Source organism: Arthrobacter sp. NPDC056691, assembly GCF_042791415.1.
Taxonomy (GTDB): domain Bacteria; phylum Actinomycetota; class Actinomycetes; order Actinomycetales; family Micrococcaceae; genus Arthrobacter.
This window is the reverse complement of sequence record NZ_JBHTXX010000013.1, coordinates 70,600-92,539: the sequence shown is the minus strand read 5'-3', so window position 1 is coordinate 92,539 and position 21,940 is coordinate 70,600. Positions and strand designations below refer to the sequence as shown.

Sequence of the window (21,940 nt, the reverse complement as noted above, 5' to 3'; positions counted from 1 at the left end):
CCCGTACTTCCTCCAGGGAACTCTCATTCACCGGCCGGCGCTGGGCTCTAGGATACCGTGTTCAGCACCTCTGGACTTATGCAGTCCACTTGCCTAGGAGGACTCAGGCCGACCTAATGAAGGCTCGCCCGGCAGGTCGGCCGAAGGTCCATCGATCATGTGGACAGTTACTGTTCCCTCGGAGAGGGGTACCAAGACAAACCCTTCATCGTCAGTTCGTAGCACGCCGCCCGAGTATGTCTCCTGCATCCACGTGCTCAATTCGACCCGGCCTCCGTTGAGTAGCACGTACATTGGCTCCTGAGTGGTCATTGTGAGCGCACTCGGGCCCTTGAATACGGGATCGTGAGGGTCTATTTCAGAAGGTCTGATGCTCTCCCACCGCCCCTCTATAGTTTCTCCTCTGAGCAAGCGCGCAACTGTCTCCCAGGAGTCGTATTCCTCTTTAGTGGAGCTTGAGAGGTCAGGCACTCTGATGGCCGTGAGGGTGTGGAGCTGAATGAGCAAAAGGTCGTCGAGAAGCTTCAGGAATTCCTGCGCATGCTTGCTCGTCGCACCCCCGTCAGGGGCCAAGGGATGCGTGAGTGGGGGGCCACCCTTGATCCCTAAATTGATCTCGTTGCGTCCATCGAACTGGGCGACAAAGCTCACTGCATCTCTGATATCGCCCGGGTACCTCCCCGGGACAGGAGTTCTCTTGAATTGGAACGTTTCTTGGCCCTTGCCGGCTTCCTTTCGGTACTTGAGGGTGAAGCCCAGGGATCCGCCGATATCGGTTGCGGTTACGGCGAAGCCATTGCCACGCGGGCCCTGCGTCACCGTGACGTTTGCAAGAGGCAGCCTTTGGATCACACCGAACCCCGGACGGCTCAACTGGAGTTCGAGGGGAGGGGTGTCTGCGCCACCGGCCATTGCCGAGACCGAAAATGTGCCGGGACCAGGCGGCAGTAGACCGGGAGGACCTACCGCCTCCGTCAGTTCCCCGGGCATTCCGCTGAACGGAGTACCGTATTCCAGGAAATCTGTCAGTGCGGCATGCTCACTTGTACCCGGTTCCGGGCGGAACGAAAGATTTCCCTTGATCGGCCTGAGCCAGGAAGACTCAGCGCAGAGTGGCAGCACCCTGGTGACGGCATATTGTTCGCCGCTCAGAGGGAGATAGCTGACGAGCGCTGCTCCCCTCGCGTCACGCTGCCTCTGATCTTCGTCCATGTCCTCGACGTCCCCGGAACGGATGTCAATCACATACCTGTAGAAGGGGTCGATTTGGGTCAGAGCCTCCGTTATCTGGCTCTGACGCTCGATTAAAAGATGGATCAGGTCATCGTCTGGCTTATCCCTAGAAACATCCCGGGTTAGGGCCAACATGTTCGCCATGAGCGTGGTGATTTCCTGTCGGCCGTCGCCAAAGTAATACTCAGCCACCTGGGGGTGTTTGGACGCAAGGCCGTCCAACTGGCTCAATCCCCACCAACGAATTTCGAAGTCATAGCCCTGAGTCAAATCAGCAAGCCACGCATGTTGCTCCACTGTCGGGTCCCATGGCATGACGAGGGTCCAGGATCGAATGCTCCGCCCTGCGAGGGTCTGTGAGACAAATGTCTCCCAGGACTTCTTGATCTGATTTCTTTGTGACGTTCCGAGCGTTTGGGCAAACTTTTTGATCTGGTAAATGTCCCATTCGCCGTCCGTTTCAACCTGGACATCGATGCCCCGGTCACCGCGCGACGGCGTAATTCGATTTCCGTGAGGGTGGTCCAGAAGAATCAGGGCTGCCACGAATTCCTCCACGCGATCGCCGGATTCGCGTTGCCAATTTACGGTCGTCATCATCAAAGGATGGCACACGGCTTGCCTCCGGAGCTCCTGGCCCGAGCGGCCTGGCGTTCAGCTCTTCCGCCGCGTACTCGATCGTCAGGAAGCGGCGGCGATGGGGTTCCCATAGCCGATCAAGACCATCGAGCTGAAGGCGAGCAGGATCCAGGCTATGGTTCGAATCCATCTTCGGTGGGCACTTCGGACAGCGAGCTGACTCATCGCGGTGCCGGACTATACAGATAGCCCAGATCGCATGGTGATGTGGGATTATCCCAGGCTCTCGAACACCATCGTCGCCTGGATGCGGTCACCGCCGCCGAGACCCTTGCTCCCGCTACTCGCGGTGGTTATGGTGTGGAGCCGGTAGCCCTTCGCGGCCTGAGCGTTGATGGTCTTCTCCAGTTCGGTCAGGTTGCCCGAACCTGTTCCCCACAGTTTTTCTTTGAGGATCACCTGCAGGACGACATAGTGCATTCAGGGCTTCCTTCCATCGCTGGTCAATTGGGAGCAATGCTAATTGATGCATCCCGCTCCTCAACTGCGCCGGGCCGTCCGGCTGACCAAACTGGCCCGGAAGACCGGAAACTCCGAGCCGTCAGCCGCGCTTTTCGACCGGTCTGTACCTGTTGCCGAAGGCAACCAATGCGCCCTGAAGCCGGGTCATTCTGTCCAGCATGTCTACCGGCCTAGACCTGGGCTGATCAGGCAGCGGGCTGACCATTCAGGCGGCGAACACATTGTGAGCAATCTTCAGGCTCATCGCCACATCAAACAGCCGCGGCACCGGTTCATGAAGAAGGCCATCATTGAGCTGGAAGCCCGGCCAGAGCGTTCCCTCACCGATGAACACGCGAACTGCCCGACGTACCGCCTCAATGTCACCGAGCGACGGGACGTGCGCCTCCAGATCCGATGCGGTCGGCAGGGCGAACTCTTCGCAGATGCTGTCCCAGATGTGCTCCGGAACAGCCGGCCAGTAGTGGGGCTCAGCCCTCGCATTCGACGCAGTAGGCATGGCCGTTCTTCTCGCGCGCCTTCTGCGAACGGTGGCGGACCAGGAAGCAGGACCAGCAGGTGAACTCGTCGTCAGCCTGGGGAACGACCTCTACGATGAGTTCTTCGGCGATGAACTCCCCGCCAGGCGTCAGGCCATCCGAAGTGTCAGCCTCATCGAGCTCCTGAACGACCGACTTGGCGTCGGGCGCTTTGGCAGTCTTCAGGGCCTCCAAAGAGTTCTCCTGAGATTCCTTGACGTCGGTGCGCAGTTCGTCGTAATCGGTTGCCACGGAGGTATTTCTCTTCTCTGTTGGTTGAGGGGTGTTACCGGTCCTGCACCGTACAGGACATGGGTGGAATTCCCAAAACAGTCAGTGCTGCTGTGCCACAGACCCACGTAGCTCGCCATGCGAAACTGCGGCAACGACAAAAATTTTGGTGTGCAACTCGGCCGTGCAGAGTATCGTGGAACCCCTCGGCGACCTGCAGGAACGCCGACTTCCGGGGCAGCACACTTCCCAGGCAAACCATCCAAAATATGCCTAAACCCGACCCACCCCCCTTTTTAACCATGTCCCCCGACACCGCCGTCAGGTGAGTAAGGCCCACGGTTTTCATGGCTGTCTCGAGCTCTTCGCTGAGGCCGCCGGTATCACCCGTGACCATACCGGGGAGAAGGCCCCGCGCGTCAGGGGCCAGCCAGGCCGACGCCGAGGCGAACCGTTTGCCCAGGACGGCCGGTGCCTGCTGCCAATCCTGCGCTGCTGCAAGCCGGACGGGCGGTGATGACGCACTCAACATCGCCGCTTCCACCCGGCCGGCGTCCGGAGGCCGGAGCTTTCCCGTGACCCGGAGCAGCTGGCCGGCACCGACGCGCTGCCACTCCTGGCCGCCGATGATAACCACCGGCAGATGGGCATGTGTAACCTGACCTCCCGACGTCAATGACCGGGCTATCGCCCCGACAGCCCAGCGTTCGGCACGCCCAGAGGGGCCAGGCGTCTTGAGGGCTCGCGGGGCTCCGGTGATCTCGGCTTCCGCCACAACTGATGCACGCGCGGCGATCAGTCCTGCCATGTGTTCGTCGTGGCGCTGGGCCGCCGACACTGCAGAATGGGCAGTTGATGCTGCGGCAAGCATGAGTGCTGCCGTCAGGGTGGTCAGGAAACTGCGCCGCCAGTGTCCTCCGGTCTTCTTCCTCCGCAGAAGCATGGCGAGCAGCACTCCGGCGCACGCGGCGAGACTGCCCCACACAAGCAAAAGGATGCCCGGTGTCAGCCATGGGCCCGAGACGGTCGCCGCCCACACGAGCAGTGCGGCCGGGGCGAGGCGAAGGTCGGTCCGGCGCCGGTTCGGTTCGGCTGCGGCCGTGTCCTGTCCGTCCGGCAGCAACCGACGGCGGATGTCGGCGCGGATCTTCTGGGCGAGGGCACCCCCTGGCATCGGACGGGACGGCGGCTGTGACGGTAGGGATTCAGCAGGGGCAGCATCGCCGGAGCCGGAATCAGCGGGCGCCGAGTCGGCCCTTGGGAAGTCCACGGCCGCCTGGACATAGCGGTGCCATCGGCTGGGCGGTCGTCCGTTCCTGCCCTCCATGTCAGACGGTCACCAGCGGGAGCAACGTTTCCAGCATTTTGGGGCCGACTCCGTCGACGGCGTCCAGTTCCTCAGGGGACTTGAAGGGGCCCTGCTGTGTGCGCCAGTCGACGATGCGCTGGGCCAGCACCGGCCCAACCCTCGGCAACTCGCCGAGTTCTTCCACGGTGGCGGTGTTGAGGTTGATCTTGCCGCCGGCACCGTCGCCTGCAGACCCGCCGTTTCCATCGGCTTCGACGGCCGATCCTGATGTGCCGGCCGGGGCGGATTTGTCAGCTGGTGCAGCACCGGACGTGCCGGCCGGCGACGGCTCACCGCGGCGTGGTACGTAGATTTTCTGGCCATCTTCCAAGAGGGAAGCGAGGTTGAGGCGATCGAGGTCGGCCTCTGGGCGGGCTCCCCCGGCGGCGGCGATGGCCTGATGTACCCTGCTTCCCCGCTGGAGCCGGACTACTCCGGCCTTCTTCACGGCTCCGGCAACATGCACCACGACAATCCCGGCCGCCCCCTCACTGTTTGTCCCGTCGGCATCTTTCCCGTGGGAATCGTTCCCGTCACTGTCCGGCGCACTGCTGTCCGGGCCGCCGCTGTCCGGCTTGCTCCCCTGGTCAGAGGGACCGGCGGCCGGATTCTCGGCCCCACCGTGGGTCACGGTGCTGAGCGGAAGGACTTCGGGTCCGTTGGCAGCCACCTGCCACCAGATCAAGGCCCCCGCAATCAGCGACAGCACGCTCACCAATGCCGCTGCACGGATGCCCAGGCGCCACCGGAACCGAGGTTCGGCTACTTCGCCTGGCACCGCAGACCCGGCGGAACCGGCTTGGCGGCCATAGGTAAAGCCGCCTGCCGTTCCCGCGTCCAGCAGTCCCGTGGTGCCACCGTCCGGCTGCAGTGTGGGCTCTCCATCACCGGTAGGGCAGGACGTGGTAGGCGGTCCGAGTGTGGCGGCGAGCCTTCTGGCCGCCCGCCCATCTGTTGAACTCGCCTGCACGGAGCCAAGTCCACTCCTGGAGCGCCCCTCGCCTGGGCGTCTCTCGCCAGCGCGCGGCTGAGCACTGGCTGAGGCTCCAGCGGTCCGGCGTGACATATTCACCACGCTAGGAAACGGTCAGTCCTTCCGACAGTCCCGTGATGCCCTATGTGGATTGCGCCATGTGCACAGCGCCGTTACCGCTGGTAGGTGATGTACGCCTCGTACTGCACACGCCACTTCTCCGGCTCCTTGGGATCAGGAATGGTGGTGGTGAGGAACTGGACGCTGGTCACCTGGCCCTTCAGGTACTTCAGCCATTTTGTGACTTCGTCGGCCACATCCCGGTCCAGCTGGGCGACGTGGTGGACTTGCATGGACATGGGAGCCTCCTTGCTCGGTGGGGAGACTGTACTACCGGCGAGCAGACACTGCTAGCCGTGGCATGCGGCAACAGTTTGGATGCCCCGCCTGCCGGGGTGTTGGGGCCGCGGGCCTGACAAGGCAGGCGTCCTCTTAGGCTGCTGCTGACGATGACCAGCAGGGCCACGGATCCTCCGGCAGCGGTGGTTCAACGCCGTCGAAGGCCGTCGAGCTCTCACCACCGTCAATGTCATCTGGAGCTTCCGAAGGTTCGGGGCACTGGTAACCGCCCAGGCCTGGGCAGCCCTCGAATTCGTCGAAGCAGTCGGGCACGTCTGGACGATCCGGTGGGGCGTGCCAGTCCGGCGGGTTCCGGAGAGTCTTCGCTGAGTGGCGGTTCCCGCAAGTCTTGGCCGGGCGGCGGCACCGACCAGGCTTGCGCCTCCGGCCAGTGGGGTGGTTCCCAGTCCTGGTATTCGGCCGGGTAGGACCGACCCGCGGGTGAGATCCAGCCGGGCGGGCTCTCCCTGGTGGCGCCGACCGGTCTCCACGCCGTCGTGTGTTTCAGGCGGTGATGCTTCGGGCAGGGCTGGCCAAGATTGGCGACGCCGGTGCCGCCGCCGGCTGCCCAGGCCAGGATGTGGTCGGCGTCGTTGTCCAGGGAGTGGTTGTTGCAGCCCGGGAACGTGCACCGCGCATCGCGCAGCCGCAGCCATTGACGCATCGGTTTGGTGAGCCGGTAGCTGGTGCGTCCGATCTCCAGCGGAGCCCCGTCCCGCGGATCCGTCAGCACGCGCAGGAACGAGGTTCCGCCGTCGGCGACAAGCCGGCGGGCCATCGACGGCGGGACCGGCCCGTACCCGTCCAGTGTGGCCGGTTCCTCGGTCAGTCCGAGCCGCGAAAACACCGGAACCGTGACCAGGACCTGCGCCCTCGGGGACGGCACATCACCCACCGGCACACCACGAGCCGCCCCATCAGCAGCGGGCCCGTCCCCCGCGGCCCCAAGACTCGCGGCCCCAACACCTGCGGCCCCAACACCTGCGGGCACCGGGCCGGCGAAGAATGCTGCGCCCGTGCCATCAATCCCCGAAACGGGACCGAGCATGCCGGTGGAAAAGACATCGGCCCGCAGCTGGCTCAGGGTCCGGGTCTCGGTCGGGCCCTGGGCTGCGCGTGCGGCGGCGGTGGAGCGGTTCCAGATCCCGGCGGCCTGGTCCGCGGGCAGGAACGCCGAGAGCCAGGCCATGCCATCCCGGGCCGGGACGTACTCCAGGCGCCGGTCCTTCGCACTGTTGCGGTGGCGGGTTTCGATGTTGTCCTGGTGGTGCCGTTCCCGCCAATACCGTGCCTTGGCGCGGAACCTCGCCGGGGTCAGCTCCCCCGCCGGGCAACCCCGTGCAAACCCCGGCGCGTCCGGATCCAGGAAGTGCGCTTCCAACGCCGCCGCGGCCGCCCGATCCAGCCCGTCGGTTTCATCGCACATGACCCGCCCGTGCTGCCAGGACAGACTTCCGGACCCCAGCGCGGCCAGCGTCAGCGGCAGATCCGTGCTCAGCATGCTCGATTCAACCAGCAGCCGCGCTGCCGCTCCTTCGCTGATGGTCAGCGCGCCGGCCACCTCCGCCGTCACGGACATCTGCCGCACGGTACGGTCCTGCGGCTTCTGAGCCGGGGGCGCCATGGCCGCGTCCGCGGTGACGTATCCGGTAGCGAGGTGCACCTTCACCGCCGCAAGCCGGGCTTCCAACCCGGCCACTTTCGTCAGGCCGTCCAGGAACGCAGCCGCCTGCTCCCCAAGTGGGTCTGCGTGATGCGGCAGCGGATCAGCGCCCGCCGGGGCAGGATCAAGGACAGCCGCGCCAGCAGTCTGCGCAACTCGGCGGCCAGCGCTAAGGCAGAGGCACCAATAGCCTCCAACACCTCCGCAGCAGCCACACTGTTTCCCATACCCACAGCATGACAGGGGGCTATGACAAAAACGCCGCTCCACAGAAGTGGCCCGGATGCACCACGCGCTGCACGGCGCTGGATCCCGTTTGGCGCCCAGACAGCACATCGGAAAGGGCAGGCCGATGCTTGCGAGCGGTTAGGTGGAGGCCTCAGTACCACTGGCGCCGGCTGCCTTCGAGGGGGCGGCGAGGCAACCGGCCACGGACGAGCTGCTCTCCCCAACGATCACGGCGAGAACGCCAAGCCCGGCGTGGGCTGCCAAGACGGCAGGCAGCGAGCTGATCTGTGCCGGTGGAAGAGCCGGGAGCTTCGCCGCCAGCCGGGCCGCGAGCATCTCGGCCTCGGGCCGGTTGCCGAAGTGGTGGATGGCCAGCCGGGCCTCCCCCCGTGGCCGGCCCGCGGCCTCCGCCACCACGATCTCTTCAAGCCGGGCGATGGCTTTCGCCGCAGACCGGACCTTCTCCAGCGGAACGATCTTGCCGTCGTCGACCGCGAGAATCGGCTTGATGGCCAGCATGGCCCCGACGAGCGAGGCCGCGGCGCCGATACGTCCGCCGCGCCGCAGCTGCTCCAGGCTGGGCACGTAGAAATACACCTTGGACCTTGCCGCGCGTTCCTCGGCGAGCCGGCGCACTTCGCCGGCACCGCGGCCGTCCGCCGCTGCCACCACTGCACTCTGGACGGCCAGCCCCTGCGCCATTCCCACGGTGCGGGTGTCCAGCACCTCCACGGGTATTTTCACCCGGCCGGCAGCGAGGCGTGCGGCATCGGCGGTGCCGGATAGGCCACCGGAAATATGGATGGATACGACGGACTCAAAGCCCTGCCGTTCGGCGGCAAGGTAGGCCTGCTCAAACTGGCCCGGTGACGGCCGGGACGTCTTGACCGGCGTCGCGGCGGCCAGGGCCACGGCGATGGTCCCGGCGATGTCGTCCTCGCCTTCGCCGTAGATCTCCTCGCCCACCATGACGGGCATGGGGATGACGGCCAGCCGGCCGTTGATGGAAAAAGCCCGGACCCAGTCGGCGGGCAGGGCGGCGGCGGAGTCGGTCACCACGGCGGTGCGCACGACGACGGCGGGCTCACCCGTAGGCGGGACCTGGCCAGGCCTGGTGGCCTGGCGGAGGCGGACCAGGTGCTCCTTTAACCACAGCCAGGCTGCCGGCTCTCGGTCAATCACGGCGCACCCCCTGCGGTTGTGTCCGGCCGCCGGCAGTGCCGGCGGCCGGACGCGGCCAATCAGTCAGTCCTGCTATCCAGTCGCCCTGCTAGGCCGGGACGATGTTCACCAGTTTAGGTGCCCGCACAATGACGGTACGGATGCCCCGGCCATCGAGGGCGCGCTGAACGTTCTCAGAGGCCATCGCAAGCTCGCGCAGCTCGTCCTCGGAGATGGCCGGCGAGACCTCGAGCCGGTCCCTGACCTTGCCCTGGACCTGGACCACCGCTGTGATGGTCTCCTGCACCAGCAGGGCCTCGTCATGCGAAGGCCAGCCGGCGTTGGCCACCGACGCCGGGTGCCCCAGGACGTTCCACAGGTCTTCCGCCGTGTAGGGCGCAAAGAGGCTCAGGATGACGGCCACCGCTTCGGTGGCTTCACGGACGGCCGGATCGGCGCCGCCGGCACCGGAATCGATAGTCTTCCGTGTGGCGTTGACCAGCTCCATCAGCTTGGCCACCACGACGTTGAACTTGTTGTTGTCCAGCAGCTCCACGGCGTCTGCGATGGTCCGGTGCGTGACCGAGCGCAGCGTGCGGTCACCGGTGCTGAAGTCAACACCGGGGGCGCTGGACACGTCCTGGCCGAGCCGCCAGGCGCGGGCCAGGAACTTCGCGGAGCCCGACGGCGAAACGTCCGCCCAGTCGACGTCGTCCTCGGGCGGGGAGGCGAAGATCATGGTGAGCCGGACGGCGTCGACGCCGAACTTGTCCAGCTGCTCGCCCAGGTCAACACCGTTGCCCAGCGACTTGCTCATGGCCTTGCCGCCGTTGAGCACCTGGCCCTGGTTCAGCAGTGCACTGAAGGGCTCGTCCGCGGCCAGCAGGCCCATGTCATGAATGACCTTGGTGAAGAAGCGGGCGTAGAGCAGGTGCAGGATGGCGTGCTCGACGCCGCCGACGTACTGCCCCACCGGCATCCAGTCGTTGATCTTTGTGAGGTCGAACGGACCGTCGGTGTAGTGGGGCGAGACGAAGCGCAGGAAGTACCAGGACGAGTCCACGAAGGTGTCCATGGTGTCGGTGTCCCGCTGCGCTGCACGTCCGCAGTTCGGGCACTCGACATTGACCCATTCGGCGGCCGCGGCCAGGGGCGAGGTGCCCCTCGGTGACAGCGCCTCGCCGCGCAGGTCCTCGGGAAGCGTCACCGGCAGCTGCTCATCGGGTACAGGCACTTCGCCGCACTCGGCGCAGTGGATGATGGGGATCGGGGTGCCCCAGAAGCGCTGGCGGCTCAGGAGCCAGTCGCGCAGGCGGAAGTTCACGAACTTCTCTCCGGTGCCCTGCTGCTCGAGGATCCTGATGGCTTCGGGAATGGCATCGCCCTTGGGCAGCCCGTCCAGCGAGCCGGAGTTGATCAGCGTGCCCTCCCCCGACGTTGCCTTACCCGAGACGGCCGGATCCTCCTCGCCGGTGTCCAGCACCGCGCGCACCGGCAGGCCGAACTCCTTGGCGAAGTCGAGGTCGCGCTGGTCATGGGCCGGGACGGCCATGATGGCGCCGGTGCCGTAATCGGCCAGGACGTAGTCCGCCGCCCAGACAGGCAGCTTTTCACCGTTCAGCGGATTGATGGCGTAGCGGCCGGTGAACACGCCGGTCTTTTCGCGTTCGGTGGACTGGCGTTCGATGTCCGACAGGGCCTTGACCTTTTCACGGTAGGCCATGAGGGAGTCGTGGTGTTCAGGGGTGACCAGGTCGAGGGCCAGGTGAGCGTCCGCGGCAACCACAAAGAAGGTGGCGCCGTACAGGGTGTCCGGACGGGTGGTGAAGACGGTGACCTCGCGCTCGGCACGTCCGTCAGACGCCTCGATCACGAAGCGGACATGCGCGCCTTCCGAGCGGCCGATCCAGTTCCGCTGCATGGCCAGTACCCGCTCGGGCCAGTGTCCCTGCAGCTCGGACATGTCGTCCAGCAGCCGGTCTGCATAGTCGGTGATCTTGAAGTACCACTGGTTCAGCGACTTCTTGGTCACGGCCGTGCCGCAGCGTTCGCAGGCGCCGTTGACTACCTGCTCGTTGGCCAGCACGGTCAGGTCCTTGGGGCACCAGTTGACCGGCGAGTCCTTGCGGTAAGCGAGGCCGCGCTCATAGAAGCGCTTGAACAGCCACTGCGTCCAGCGGTAGTACTCCGGATCGGACGTGTGCAGCCGGCGGGACCAGTCAGCGGAGATGGCGTAACGCTTGAAGGACGCGGCCTGCGTGTCGATGTTGGCGTAGGTCCACTCGCTCGGGTGGGCGTTGCGCTTGATTGCCGCGTTTTCCGCCGGGAGGCCGAACGAGTCCCAGCCGATCGGGTGCAGCACGTCGTAGCCCTGCTGGCGCAGGTAGCGCGCCACCACGTCGCCCATGGCAAACGCCTCAGCGTGGCCCATGTGGAGATCGCCGGACGGGTAGGGGAACATGTCCAGGACGTAACGGCGCTCCCGGGATCCGTCGTCGGCGGGGGTGAACACCTTCAGGTCTTCCCACACCTGCGGCCACCGGGCCTCCATCGCCGCGAAGCTGTACGCGCCCTCTTCGGGCGCCTCCGCACCACCTGCTGCTGTTCCGGTTTCGGTTTCGGTCTCCGGCTGAACGCTCACTGCTGCCCTCTTCTGTTCTGTCATGACCTCTGTCCTGTCACAACGGTCTGATCCCCGCCGCCCGCCGGGAAGGTCTCCCCGGACACACAAAAGCCCCTCGACATGGAGGGGCGGCCGCTCGATTATCCGTATTTGTTCGGGATACCAAGCGGCTAGCTAAGCAGAAGGATCGCACGCATACAACCACTTTAGCGCACCGGCATCCCCCTCCCGGCACTCCCAGCCCAGTCGCCAGGAGCGGCTGAGTAGCAGACGCAGCGGAAGAGAGGAGGGCGCACCCCGCCAGGGTGTGGTGGGCAGCTCGCGGGGGCCCCTGGCCGCGAGGGCCCCGACACGAGCTTGCGACTGTCAGGGAGCGGCCAGGGACGGGCGGGCGGGTGCGGCCTCCTCTCTGAAGCGGGCTGGCTACCTCACGTCCTCGTCGACCCAGTCCATGGACTTGGTGACGGCCTTCTTCCAGAGCCGCAGCTGCCGTTCCCGCTCCCCCGAATCCAGGTTCGGCTCCCAGCGCTTGTCCTCGGACCAGTTGGCGGACAGCTCGCCGAGGTCCTTCCAGAAGCCGACGGCGAGGCCGGCCGCGTACGCGGCGCCCAGCGCCGTGGTTTCCACCACCTTCGGACGGATGACCGGAACGCCGAGGATGTCCGCCTGGAACTGCATGAGGGCATCGTTGGCGACCATGCCGCCGTCGACCTTCAGTTCCGTGAGCGGAACGCCGGAGTCGGCGTTGACGGCATCCAGCACCTCGCGGGTCTGGAAGGCGGTGGCCTCGAGCGCGGCCCTGGCGATGTGGCTCTTGTTGACGAACCTGGTCAGGCCCACGATGGCGCCGCGCGCGTCCGAGCGCCAGTACGGCGCGAAGAGCCCGGAAAACGCCGGGACGATATACACGCCGCCGTTGTCCTCGACCGATGCGGCGAGCGACTCCACCTCGGGGGCGCTGCTGATCATGTTCAGGTTGTCGCGCAGCCACTGGATGAGCGACCCGGTGACGGCGATCGACCCTTCGAGCGCGTAGTGCGGTGCCGCGTCACCCAGCTTGTAGCCGACGGTGGTCAGCAGGCCGTTCTTGGAGTGCACGATCTCCTCGCCCGTGTTGAAGATGAGGAAGCACCCGGTGCCGTAGGTGTTCTTCGCCTCACCGGTCTCGAACGCCGCCTGGCCGAAGGTGGCTGCCTGCTGGTCGCCGAGGATGCCGGCCACCGGAACCTCCCGCAGCAGCTGCGAGGTGTGGACCGTGCCGTAGACCTCGGAGGAGGACTTGATGGCGGGCATCATGGACGCCGGAACACCAAAGATCCCCAGGATCTCCTCGTCCCACTGCAGCGTGTCGAGGTCCATGAACATGGTCCTCGAGGCGTTGGTGACGTCGGTGACGTGGACGCCGCCGTCCACGCCACCGGTGAGGTTCCACAGCACCCAGCAGTCGGTGTTGCCGAAGACCAGGTCCCCGGCCTCGGCCTTTTCCCGCGCGCCGTCGACGTTGTCCAGGATCCACTTGATTTTGGTTCCGGAGAAGTACGTGGCCAGCGGCAGCCCCACCTTCTGTTTGAACCGGTCCGCTCCCCCGTCCTTCGCCAGTTCGTCGACGATGGGCTGGGTCCGGGTGTCCTGCCACACGATCGCGTTGTAGATCGGCTTGCCGGTGGTCTTGTCCCAGACCACGGCCGTCTCGCGCTGGTTGGTGATTCCGACGGCGGCGATGTCGTGCCGGGTCAGGTTCGCCTTTGACAGGGCGGAGCCGATGACCTCGCGGGTGTTGTCCCAGATCTCCGTGGGATTGTGCTCCACCCAGCCGGCTTGCGGGAAAATCTGCTCGTGTTCCATCTGGCCTGAGGAGACGATGCTGCCGCTCTGGTCAAAGACGATGGCGCGGGTGCTGGTGGTGCCCTGGTCGACGGCGATTACGTATTGGCTCATGATGACGTCCTTGTCGTTGTGCTTGCGTTTGAACAGATGTGGTTATGGATGTGGTTTCGAAAACGGTGCCGCGGCTCAGGTGGCGGCAGTGAACACGATGGGCAGCAGCCCCACGAGGCCGGCCAGGGTACCGCCGATAAGCGGGCCGACCACCGGGATCCAGGAGTAGCTCCAGTCGCTGGATCCCTTGCCCTTGATGGGCAGGACCGCGTGGGCGATGCGCGGCCCGAGGTCACGCGCGGGGTTGATGGCGTACCCGGTGGGTCCGCCCAGCGAGACACCGATGCCGACGACGAGGAGCGCCACTGCCAGCGGGCCGAGCCCCGACGGCGTTCCGCCGAAGGTGAGGATGACGAAGACCAGCACAAACGTGCCGATGATCTCCGTGATCAGGTTCCAGGGCGTGGAGCGGATCGCCGGGCCGGTGGAGAAAACGCCGAGTTTGTTCGCGGGCTCGGGTTCGGCGTCGAAGTGCTGCTTGTGCGCCAGCCAGGTGACCACGGCGCCCAGGAATGCGCCGGTGAGCTCGCCGCCGAAGTATGTCAGCGTGGAGGCAAAGTCCACCGGAACCCCGGGGGCGTATTCGGCCTTGCCGTTGACCAGGAGCCCCAGCGTGACGGCCGGATTCAGGTGCGAGCCGGACCTGGCAGCGACGTAGACACCGGCGAAGACGGCGATGCCCCATCCCCAGGTGACCATCAGGAATCCTCCGTTGTTGCCCTTCGTGCCTTTGAGCGCAACGTTGGCCACCACGCCACAACCCAGCAGGGTCAGCATCGCGGTCCCGAACACTTCGGAAAGAAAAACCAATCCAAGAGACATCTTTGACTCCTCTATTTTCTGTTGTCAGTCCTTCGCTTGTTTGAAGGACGGTTTCCCGCTAGGCGACGAGGCTGTGGACTTCGACGCCGTGGTACCGCTTGAGCACATCCTGCGCGTGGTTGATCTCGGCGGCAACCCCTGCCGCATCCCAGCCGAGCGGGCCGGCCAAGGCCTCGGCAACCTCGTTCAGCAGTTCCCCGGTGACCAGGCCGCGGAAGGCGAGCGATGTACGCCGGATCAGGACGTCCACGAGGTGGCCGATCTGTTCGTGGGACGCCATGAAGTGCAGTTCCCTGACGCTCAGTTCACGGGTGGAGCGCAGCAGGCTGTCGGGGCCGGCGTCGAGATAGCTGATGACGGCCTCGGCGCGGGTGCCATACCTGGTGAGGAGGCCGGCCGTCCGGTCGGCGTCGCGGGTGGCTGTCATGTGCGCCTTGATCCACTTCTGGATCCCGGCTTCGCCCTCCGGGAACCCGGAGCCGCCGCCGATGGCGAGCTTCGCCGTCGAAATTTTCCGTTGCGTTCCCAGTTCAGCGAGGACGTCGTCGGCCAGGTGTTCGGCGAGGGCACGGAACGTGGTCCATTTTCCGCCCACCAGGCTGAGCACGACGGCGCCGCCGCCCTCCGGGGCCTCTGGTTCGGCAGCGCGGCGCTCGATGCGGTAGTCCCGCGAAACGAACCCCGGCTGAGTGGCGTCGTGCCGCGGGAGCGGACGCACGCCCGAGAACGTGTAGACGATCTGGCCGCGGTTCACGGCTATGTCCGGGAACACGTGGCCAATGAGGTCGAAGAAGTAGTCGATTTCCTCGTCCGTGCAGACGGCGTCCTCCGACATGTCGGCGTCGACGTCGGTGGTTCCTACCAGCACGCGGTCACCCATGGGATAGATCAGCACGATCCGGCCGTCGGTGTGTTCGAAGAAGATCTCGCGTCCGTCGCAGGCAGCGAGCAGGCCAGGGTTGTCAAGGACGATGTGTGAGCCCTTGGTCCCGCCCATGAAGGTGGTGGGGGTACCCATGGCCTGGTTGGTGAGGTCCACCCACGCGCCGGTGGTGTTGACGATGACGTCCGCGGTGAAGCCGAACTCCCCGCCAGTGAGTTGGTCACGGAGAACCGCGGTGCTGGAACCGTCCGCGTTGGACCTGACGGACATCAGGGACAGGTAGTTGCTGGCCCGTCCGCCCGCCTTCTCACCGTCCTGCAGGACGTCAAGAGTGAGGCGCTCCGGGTTGTGCACGGACGCGTCGAAGTACGTCGCGGTGTATTTGACGCCGGGGTGCAGCATCGGGAGCTCGGCCAGCGCCTTGTGCCGTGAGCGGAACTGGTGGCGCGGGACGCTGCCGCCGTCGCGGGAGAAGGAGTCATAGAGGCTGAGTCCCAGCTTGATCAGGAACGCGCCGCGCTCCTTGGGCCTGCCCTGCTGCTTGTGCGTCAGGAACCGGAGGGGTGCGGCCAGAACGCCGGAGAATGTGCTGAAGATCGGAATGGTGGTCTGCAGCGGCTTCACGTAATGGGGCGCGATCCGCAGGAGCCTGTTGCGCTCAACGACAGATTCCCGGACCAGCCGGAATTCGCCGTTTTCCAGGTAGCGGATGCCACCGTGGATCATGTGCGACGAGGCGCCGCTGGCGCCCTGGCAGTAGTCGCCGCGTTCCACCAGCGCCACATCGACGCCCTGCAGCGCGAGGTCACGGAATGTTCCGACGCCGTTGATGCCGCCACCGATGATCAGGACCCGGGCGTTGGGCCGCTGGCGCAGCCCGGAGACGGACGCGCGCTCCGCACCGGGGACGGTGGCGCTGGTGGTATGGCCGGATGAATCCTTGAGTCCCAAATCTGCTCCTTTGGGTTTGGTTCGGAAAGGCTTGTTGCAGGCGGCGCACCGATTGGTGCGGGACCGTTCACCACTATTGTTTGAACTATTGGAAAATAACGTCAAGCACTATGCACAAACGTGCAGAAGGGAATGCTGCATGCCCCGCCCCCGGCACTCCGACGCGCTCCGCGCCGCCCAGCTGTACTACATGCAGGACCTCACCATGGACGCCATCGCCCGGGAATTGCGGACCTCCCGTTCCACGGTTTCCCGGCTGCTTTCAACGGCCCGCGAAACGGGCCTGGTGCAGATCCAGATCCGGAGTCCGCTCGACACGGGACCTGAATTGGAGCGGCTGATCCGGGCGCAGTACAAGGTGGATGTGCACGTGGTGCCCGTCCTGGACACCCTGAATGAGGCCGAGACGCTGGACCGCGTGGCCATGCAGGCAGCGCGCACCATCGGCCCGCTGGTGGACTCCAACGCCATCATCGGCGTGGCCTGGGGCTCTACTCTCAGCGCGGTGAGCCGGCACCTGACGCGCAAGATCACCCACGACAGCGTGGTGGTGCAGCTGAACGGTGCGGGCAATATGCAGACCACCGGCATCACCTACGCGAGCGACATCATGCGGCGCTTCGGCAGCGCCTACGGGGCGCGGGTTGAACAGTTTCCCGTGCCGGCCTTCTTCGACCACGCGGCAACGAAGACCGCGATGTGGAATGAGCGGAGCGTGCAGCGCATCCTGGACCTGCAGTCCCGCATGAGCATCGCGATCTTTGGCGTGGGCTCGGTGGACGCCGATTACCCCAGCCACGTGTACGCCGGCGGCTACCTCGACGAGGACGACCTGGTCACCCTGGCAAAGTCCGACGTCGTCGGGGACGTGGCCACTGTCTTCTTCCGCGGCGACGGCTCCTCCGACGGCATCACCCTGAACGAACGCTCCACGGGACCTTCGCTCGACCAGCTCCGGCAGGTGCGCCGGCGGATCTGCGTGGTATCCGGCGCGTCCAAGATCAACGGCCTGCGCGGGGCGCTGGTGGCAGGGCTGGCCACTGACCTGATCCTCGATGAGGCCTCGGCCCGGCGTCTGGTCAGCTTCGAGGGCGGGACTTAAGCGGCAGTCAGCTTCTGAGGGAACCATAGTGCTGGGCCAGTCTCGCCAGACCGTCATCAAGCGAGACAGCGGGCGTCCAGTCGAGGAGCTCACGGGTCTCGCGCTGATCGAACCAGTGGGCAGTGGAGAGCTGCTCCGCAAGGAACCTGGTCATCGGCGGCTCCTCTTTCCGCCCGGCCCAGGTCCACACCATTTCCACCACCGTTCCAACCGCCCGTGCCGCCCCGCCCGGCACACTCCACGACGGCACAGGGACGCCGCCGGCAGCACATATGCCCGCCAGCAGCTCGCCGACCGGGCGGGGTTCGCCGTTGCTGACAACCAGGGCCCTGCCGTGGATGTGTTCCATGCGGTGCAGCGCCGCGACGATGGCCGAGGCGGCGTTGTCCACGTAGGTGGTGTCGATCAGGGCAGCACCGGCGTCGAGGAGCGGCAGGCGGCTGCGGCCTGCCCGTGCGAGGACCCGTTCCACCAGCTGGGTGTCGCCGGGGCCCCAGACGACGTGCGGGCGCACCGCCGCGACCCGGAAGTCGGGAGCGTCCGCGGCCAGCGCCAGCAGCTCCGCCTCGGCCTTGGTGCGGGAGTAGTCGCTGTGCGCGTGCGCCGGGTCAGCCGGCTCCGCACCCAGCCCGGCGATGGCGGCACCGGAGTTGGCAACGGACGGGGAAGAGACAAACACCACGTCCCGTACGCCGGCGTCGCGGGCCGCGCGGAGCAGCTGGCGGGTCCCTTCGACGTTCACCTCGTTGAACTCCACGGCGCGGCCAGTAAAGGAAACCTTCGCGGCCAGGTGGATGACGCCCTCGGCGCCGGCGACGGCGCGGCGAACGGCGTCGTCGTCCGTGACGGACCCGCAGAAGTCCGCAGCGCCGTCGACTCCTGAAGGACGGCGCTGGAAGGTCGCCACGGCATGGCCCTGGCGGACCAGCAGCCGGGCCACTTCCCGTCCGAGCAGCCCGCTTGCGCCGGTGACGAGGACCCTCATGGCTTTCCCGGACGGCCGCCGGCCAGCAAGCGTGAAGCCCAGCGGGCCAGGCGGGTCCTGTCGATCTTGGCGTTGTGCCGGATGTCGGTGGGCTGTGCGGGGACTGCAAGCACGGCGGAGATGTTGACGCCCGCCTCGAGGGCCGCCCCGCGGACGCGCCCGGCCAACTGCGGCGCAGCCGGGCCGGCTTTGCGGGCGGGCGGCACGGTCTCGACGACGGCGACCACAGCCTGCGTCCCCGGCGGACCGACGCCGACGACGGCGGCCTGGCCAACGCTGTCCAGGCGTTCGATGGCCTGTTCGGTGCCCACGGGCGTCACGACGGCGCCGGGCGCCGTCACGATGTGGGCGAGACGTCCCTCCACCCAGAGCCGGCCGGCGGCGTCGAAGTGCCCCACGTCGCCGGTGCGGTGCCACCCGGCCGTTCGGACGCTCTCGCGCTGGGTCAGCCAGAGCCTGTCGTAGGCTTCCTTCACATGCGGGGCGCTGACGAGGATCTCGCCGGTCACTCCCGGTTCCGTGACCGGCTCGTTCCCGGGTGCGGTGCCGTCTGCGGCAAGCGGGATGACGGCCGCGCGGGCGCCGTGTACCGGCCGGCCCACGCAAACGCCGTTGCCGGCCCCCGGCACTGTACCGGCGGCGGCGTCAGCCTCCGCCGTCCGGATCTGTTCGAGGCTGATGTCGGTAACGGGCAGTGCCTCGGTCATCCCGTACGGCGTGTGCAGCGAAGCCCGGGGCAGCAGCCGCTGCACCCGGGTGAGGAGGGCTTCGGGGACGGGCGCCCCGGCGGAGAGAAGCAGCTCCACGCGTCCCAAGGCTTGATGCCGGTCCTCACTCACGCCATCCCGGGTGGCAATGACGTTGCGCAACGCCGCCGGCGAGGCGAAGACGACTGTGGCGTTGATGGCCGCTGCGGCGTCCGCCAGCGCGTGGGCGGTGAGGGTTCGGGGCAGCGTGACGTCCATGGCGGGCGTCACCGAGACGGCCCCGAGCGCCGGTCCCAGCAGGGCGAACGGCGCGAAGGCCGCCACCAGCCGGGCACCGGAACGGATCCCGAACGTTTCCGCCACCGTGTCCCGCATCGCAGCCAGCTGCCGGTGCGTGTAGAGCACGCCCTTGGCCGGACCGGTGGAACCGGAGGTGAAGAGCACGGCGGCGTCGGCGTCCGGGTCCGGCCCCGCCGACGGCGGTTCCGGGCTGAGTCCGGCTCCGCGCCGGGCGAGGGCGGCGAGGGAGGTTTCGACGCCGAGGAGGCGGCGGCGGGCGGCGGACAGGTCCTGCACGCTGATGCGCCGTCCCGACCAGCCGAGGACTGAGGCAGCTGCCAGCGCCTTGTCGATCCCGATGAGGATATCCGGGGTGGCGCCCTTCACAGCGCGGCTCAGGCCGCGGGTGCCCAGACCGGCATCTGCCACGACCACCACCGCGCCGAGCCGCAGGCAGGCGTAGAGGACGACGGTCAGGTCTACGCCCGGCGGAACCATCAGGCTCACCCGGCTGCCGCGCCGTACGCCGGCCTCCCTCAGACCCGCCGCGACGGCGGTGACGTTCCCTTCCAGCTCCTGCCAGCTGAGCCAGCGGGCGACGCTGCCGTCCGCGGCCATTTCCGCGACGGCGGTGTCCCCGCGAGCGGTTCCTGCCGCCAGTTCGGTGAGAGGCCCCCAAAGGGGCGGGACGCCGTCGTCCTCGGCTTGTATCTCCTGCACGGCAGTTCCACTGTCCCGGCCGGGCCCGGGGAGCCATTCGAAAACGGGAGTGGCGATGTCCCGGTCTTCCGCGACCAGGTGGCCGGCCCCCTCGAAGCGGTGCACTGTCGCGTGCGGCAGCCGAGTGATGAGGTCCTTGAGGTACCGGTCGGAAAAGATCGGGTCCCTCGGTCCCCAGAGCATTAGGGCCGGAACCTTCAGCCCGCGCAGCCCTTCGGCGACGCCGCTAAGCGCAGGGAAGCTGGGATGGGACGCGTCGGCCGGAATGTCCGCGACGAAGTTCCCTACGCCGGCGCGCCGGCCGGCGCCGCGGTACGGGGCCATGTAGGCCTTCCGGATGGCGGCGGGAAGCGGCGGGTGGGCGAGGGAATGCGTCACCCGGAGAAAGGCGTCCGACGTCGTCGTTCCCCACCCGTGCACGGCGGGGTGCAAGGCCAGCCGCAGGGCCGGCGGGATCCCCGAATCGGAGGGCTGGTGGACGGCGGTGTTGGTCAGCACCACCCCGGCGAGCAGCTGCGGGTGCGCCAGGGCCCAGCCCAGGCTGATCACCCCGCCCCAGTCGTGGCCCACCGTAACGACCGGCCCGGCCAGGCCCAGCGCGTCGGTAAGGTCACCCAGGTCGTTGATCCGGTCCGCAAGGCGCCGGAAGGCGCCGGTGCGCTCGCTGAACCCCATATCCAGCTGGTCCACCGCCACCACCCGCCAGGGATGCGCGGGGTCGGATCCGGCGGCCAGCAGGCTCCGCCACAGGTAGGACCACGTCGGGTTCCCGTGGACGCACAGCAGGGTGCCGGCGGGAGTCAGGCCGCGGCGGGAGAGCTGCGCAGCGTTGTCCAGCAGGTGCCAGCGGCGAACGGTTCCGGGCTCATCGGCAGCGGAGGTTGAGGCCACATCGATTTCGCGTGACCATGCGGCGTCGACGCCGGGCCAGTCGGCGGCTACCAAACGATTTCCATCATGGCGGTGTTAAGACCGGAACCGACGCCCATGCACAGCACGCGGTGCCCGGTTTCGAGGGTTTGCGCCTCTGCGGCCAGGGTCATCGGGAGGGAGGCCGGGCCCACATTGCCCCAGTGCGGGAACGTGATGGGAACCTTGTCCGGGTCCAGGTCGATCGCGTCAATGATGGCCTTCGTGTAGGCATTGCTCACCTGGTGCGTGACGTACCGGTCCATCGAGCCCCAGTTCCATTCCGGCTGTGCCTCGTGCCAGGCGTCGACCACAAGCCGCAGGCCGCCGTCGAGCAGGCCCCTCGTGTCCGTTGCCATGCCGTCGATGCCGCCCACGCACAGTTCATGGTGCTCGGTGCCGGCCCGCATCACGCCGCCGACGATCCGGTGCGCGCCGGGGTGCTGGTCCGCCGGGCCCAGGACGGCGGCGGCAGCCCCGGATCCAAGAGTGAGCGTGGCGAACTCCCGGCTGAAGTCTTCGCGCGTGGTCTCGGGCCGCTGCAGCCGGGCCAGGGTGGCCTCCTGCGTTGCCTCGGCGTCCTCGCCGTTGACGATCATGGCGTACTTGATCTGGCCGGAGTCGATCATGTTGGCCGCCAGGGTCAGGCCGTTGACGAATCCGAGGCAGGCGTTGGCCAGGTCGAAGTTCATGGCCGACGACGGCAGGCCGAGTCCGTGGTGGATCTTCACCGCGACGGACGGCTCCAGGTTGCGCCGCGTGACCGACGTGTTGATCAGCAGGCCGATTTCGGACGCTTCGACGCCAGCCTCGGCCAGGGCCTTCGCGCCGGCTTCGACCGCGGCGTCATCGAACGATGTCCCGGCGGCCCACCAGCGGCGGTGCGTGATGCCGGAAACGCGCTCCAGCAGCCGCGGCGGAAACTTCAGCCGCTGCAGCGTCGAAGCCAACCTGCGATCGAAATCCGTGGAACTCACGATCCTCGGAGCTTCGACACTGCTCACCGACAGCAGCGCGGTGTTGCTGTGCCGGAAGGTTGCATTCCCTGCCAAGTCAAGCCCCTGTTCGTTTCCGTCCTGCGTTCATGCGGTGACTGTACCCACACGCGCAAGCCCAAGGGCTTAACTATGCCGGTGCGAGCCCGGATCACGCTATTTCGCACCCTC

Annotated in this window: 17 protein-coding genes; 1 reads left to right on the top strand and 16 read right to left on the bottom strand. The window is 66.8% G+C overall.

The genetic code is table 11. The annotated features are described in order from the left end of the window. Window positions 1–93: 93 nt before the first annotated feature. The 13 genes from ACFRAU_RS12690 to ACFRAU_RS12630 form a co-directional block, all read right to left on the bottom strand. A complete protein-coding gene (locus ACFRAU_RS12690; RefSeq protein ID WP_378000184.1) occupies window positions 94–1,779 on the bottom strand; it encodes a hypothetical protein in 1,686 nt (561 codons plus the stop codon). Between the two features lie 306 nt (window positions 1,780–2,085). After that, window positions 2,086–2,292 (bottom strand): DUF4177 domain-containing protein, encoded by a 207-nt coding sequence (locus ACFRAU_RS12685; RefSeq protein WP_378000183.1) that lies wholly within the window; start codon window positions 2,290–2,292, stop codon window positions 2,086–2,088. 247 nt (window positions 2,293–2,539) lie between these two features. Further along, a complete protein-coding gene (locus tag ACFRAU_RS12680) occupies window positions 2,540–2,833 on the bottom strand; it encodes a hypothetical protein (protein ID WP_378000182.1) in 294 nt (97 codons plus the stop codon). Further along, on the bottom strand, window positions 2,805–3,104 hold the full coding sequence (locus ACFRAU_RS12675; protein WP_378000181.1) for a DUF4193 domain-containing protein: 300 nt from the start codon (window positions 3,102–3,104) through the stop codon (window positions 2,805–2,807). The genes ACFRAU_RS12680 and ACFRAU_RS12675 overlap by 29 nt, the downstream gene beginning before the upstream one ends. Window positions 3,105–3,138: 34 nt before the next feature. Continuing rightward, window positions 3,139–3,480, bottom strand: coding sequence for a ComEC/Rec2 family competence protein (locus tag ACFRAU_RS12670; protein WP_378000204.1), 342 nt, complete (start codon window positions 3,478–3,480; stop codon window positions 3,139–3,141). Between the two features lie 931 nt (window positions 3,481–4,411). After that, on the bottom strand, window positions 4,412–5,209 hold the full coding sequence (locus tag ACFRAU_RS12665; protein ID WP_378000180.1) for a helix-hairpin-helix domain-containing protein: 798 nt from the start codon (window positions 5,207–5,209) through the stop codon (window positions 4,412–4,414). A 368-nt stretch (window positions 5,210–5,577) separates the two neighbouring features. Further along, window positions 5,578–5,763 (bottom strand): hypothetical protein, encoded by a 186-nt coding sequence (locus ACFRAU_RS12660; RefSeq protein ID WP_307103089.1) that lies wholly within the window; start codon window positions 5,761–5,763, stop codon window positions 5,578–5,580. 230 nt (window positions 5,764–5,993) lie between these two features. Then, window positions 5,994–7,502 (bottom strand): DUF222 domain-containing protein, encoded by a 1,509-nt coding sequence (locus tag ACFRAU_RS12655; protein WP_378000179.1) that lies wholly within the window; start codon window positions 7,500–7,502, stop codon window positions 5,994–5,996. A 330-nt stretch (window positions 7,503–7,832) separates the two neighbouring features. Continuing rightward, a complete protein-coding gene (locus tag ACFRAU_RS12650) occupies window positions 7,833–8,876 on the bottom strand; it encodes a DegV family protein (protein ID WP_378000178.1) in 1,044 nt (347 codons plus the stop codon). An 88-nt stretch (window positions 8,877–8,964) separates the two neighbouring features. After that, window positions 8,965–11,496: a leucine--tRNA ligase gene (gene leuS / locus ACFRAU_RS12645; protein WP_378000203.1), complete on the bottom strand. Its 2,532-nt coding sequence runs from the start codon at window positions 11,494–11,496 to the stop codon at window positions 8,965–8,967. A 405-nt stretch (window positions 11,497–11,901) separates the two neighbouring features. Further along, a complete protein-coding gene (gene glpK / locus ACFRAU_RS12640) occupies window positions 11,902–13,416 on the bottom strand; it encodes a glycerol kinase GlpK (protein WP_378000177.1) in 1,515 nt (504 codons plus the stop codon). A gap of 75 nt (window positions 13,417–13,491) precedes the next feature. Then, the gene (locus tag ACFRAU_RS12635) at window positions 13,492–14,238 is read right to left on the bottom strand and encodes an MIP/aquaporin family protein (RefSeq protein WP_378000176.1); all 747 of its coding nucleotides are present in this window, start codon (window positions 14,236–14,238) and stop codon (window positions 13,492–13,494) included. A 58-nt stretch (window positions 14,239–14,296) separates the two neighbouring features. Next, complete coding sequence (locus ACFRAU_RS12630) at window positions 14,297–16,072, bottom strand: glycerol-3-phosphate dehydrogenase/oxidase (protein WP_378000175.1); 1,776 nt, start codon at window positions 16,070–16,072, stop codon at window positions 14,297–14,299. 139 nt (window positions 16,073–16,211) lie between these two features. Here ACFRAU_RS12630 and ACFRAU_RS12625 point away from each other — a divergent pair, with 139 nt between their 5' ends. Beyond that, on the top strand, window positions 16,212–17,174 hold the full coding sequence (locus ACFRAU_RS12625; protein ID WP_377994264.1) for a sugar-binding transcriptional regulator: 963 nt from the start codon (window positions 16,212–16,214) through the stop codon (window positions 17,172–17,174). Window positions 17,175–17,181: 7 nt separating this feature from the next. Here ACFRAU_RS12625 and ACFRAU_RS12620 read toward each other — a convergent pair whose 3' ends face one another. The 3 genes from ACFRAU_RS12620 to ACFRAU_RS12610 are packed head-to-tail and all read right to left on the bottom strand — an operon-like array spanning window position 17,182 to window position 21,826. Next, window positions 17,182–18,159 carry an NAD-dependent epimerase/dehydratase family protein gene (locus ACFRAU_RS12620; protein WP_378000174.1) on the bottom strand — a complete coding sequence of 326 codons (978 nt, stop codon included), beginning with the start codon at window positions 18,157–18,159 and terminating at the stop codon, window positions 17,182–17,184. Then, window positions 18,156–20,810 (bottom strand): alpha/beta fold hydrolase, encoded by a 2,655-nt coding sequence (locus ACFRAU_RS12615; RefSeq protein ID WP_378000173.1) that lies wholly within the window; start codon window positions 20,808–20,810, stop codon window positions 18,156–18,158. The genes ACFRAU_RS12620 and ACFRAU_RS12615 overlap by 4 nt, the downstream gene beginning before the upstream one ends. After that, window positions 20,804–21,826 carry a 3-oxoacyl-ACP synthase III gene (locus ACFRAU_RS12610; protein ID WP_377994267.1) on the bottom strand — a complete coding sequence of 341 codons (1,023 nt, stop codon included), beginning with the start codon at window positions 21,824–21,826 and terminating at the stop codon, window positions 20,804–20,806. The genes ACFRAU_RS12615 and ACFRAU_RS12610 overlap by 7 nt, the downstream gene beginning before the upstream one ends. Window positions 21,827–21,940 lie beyond the last annotated feature (114 nt).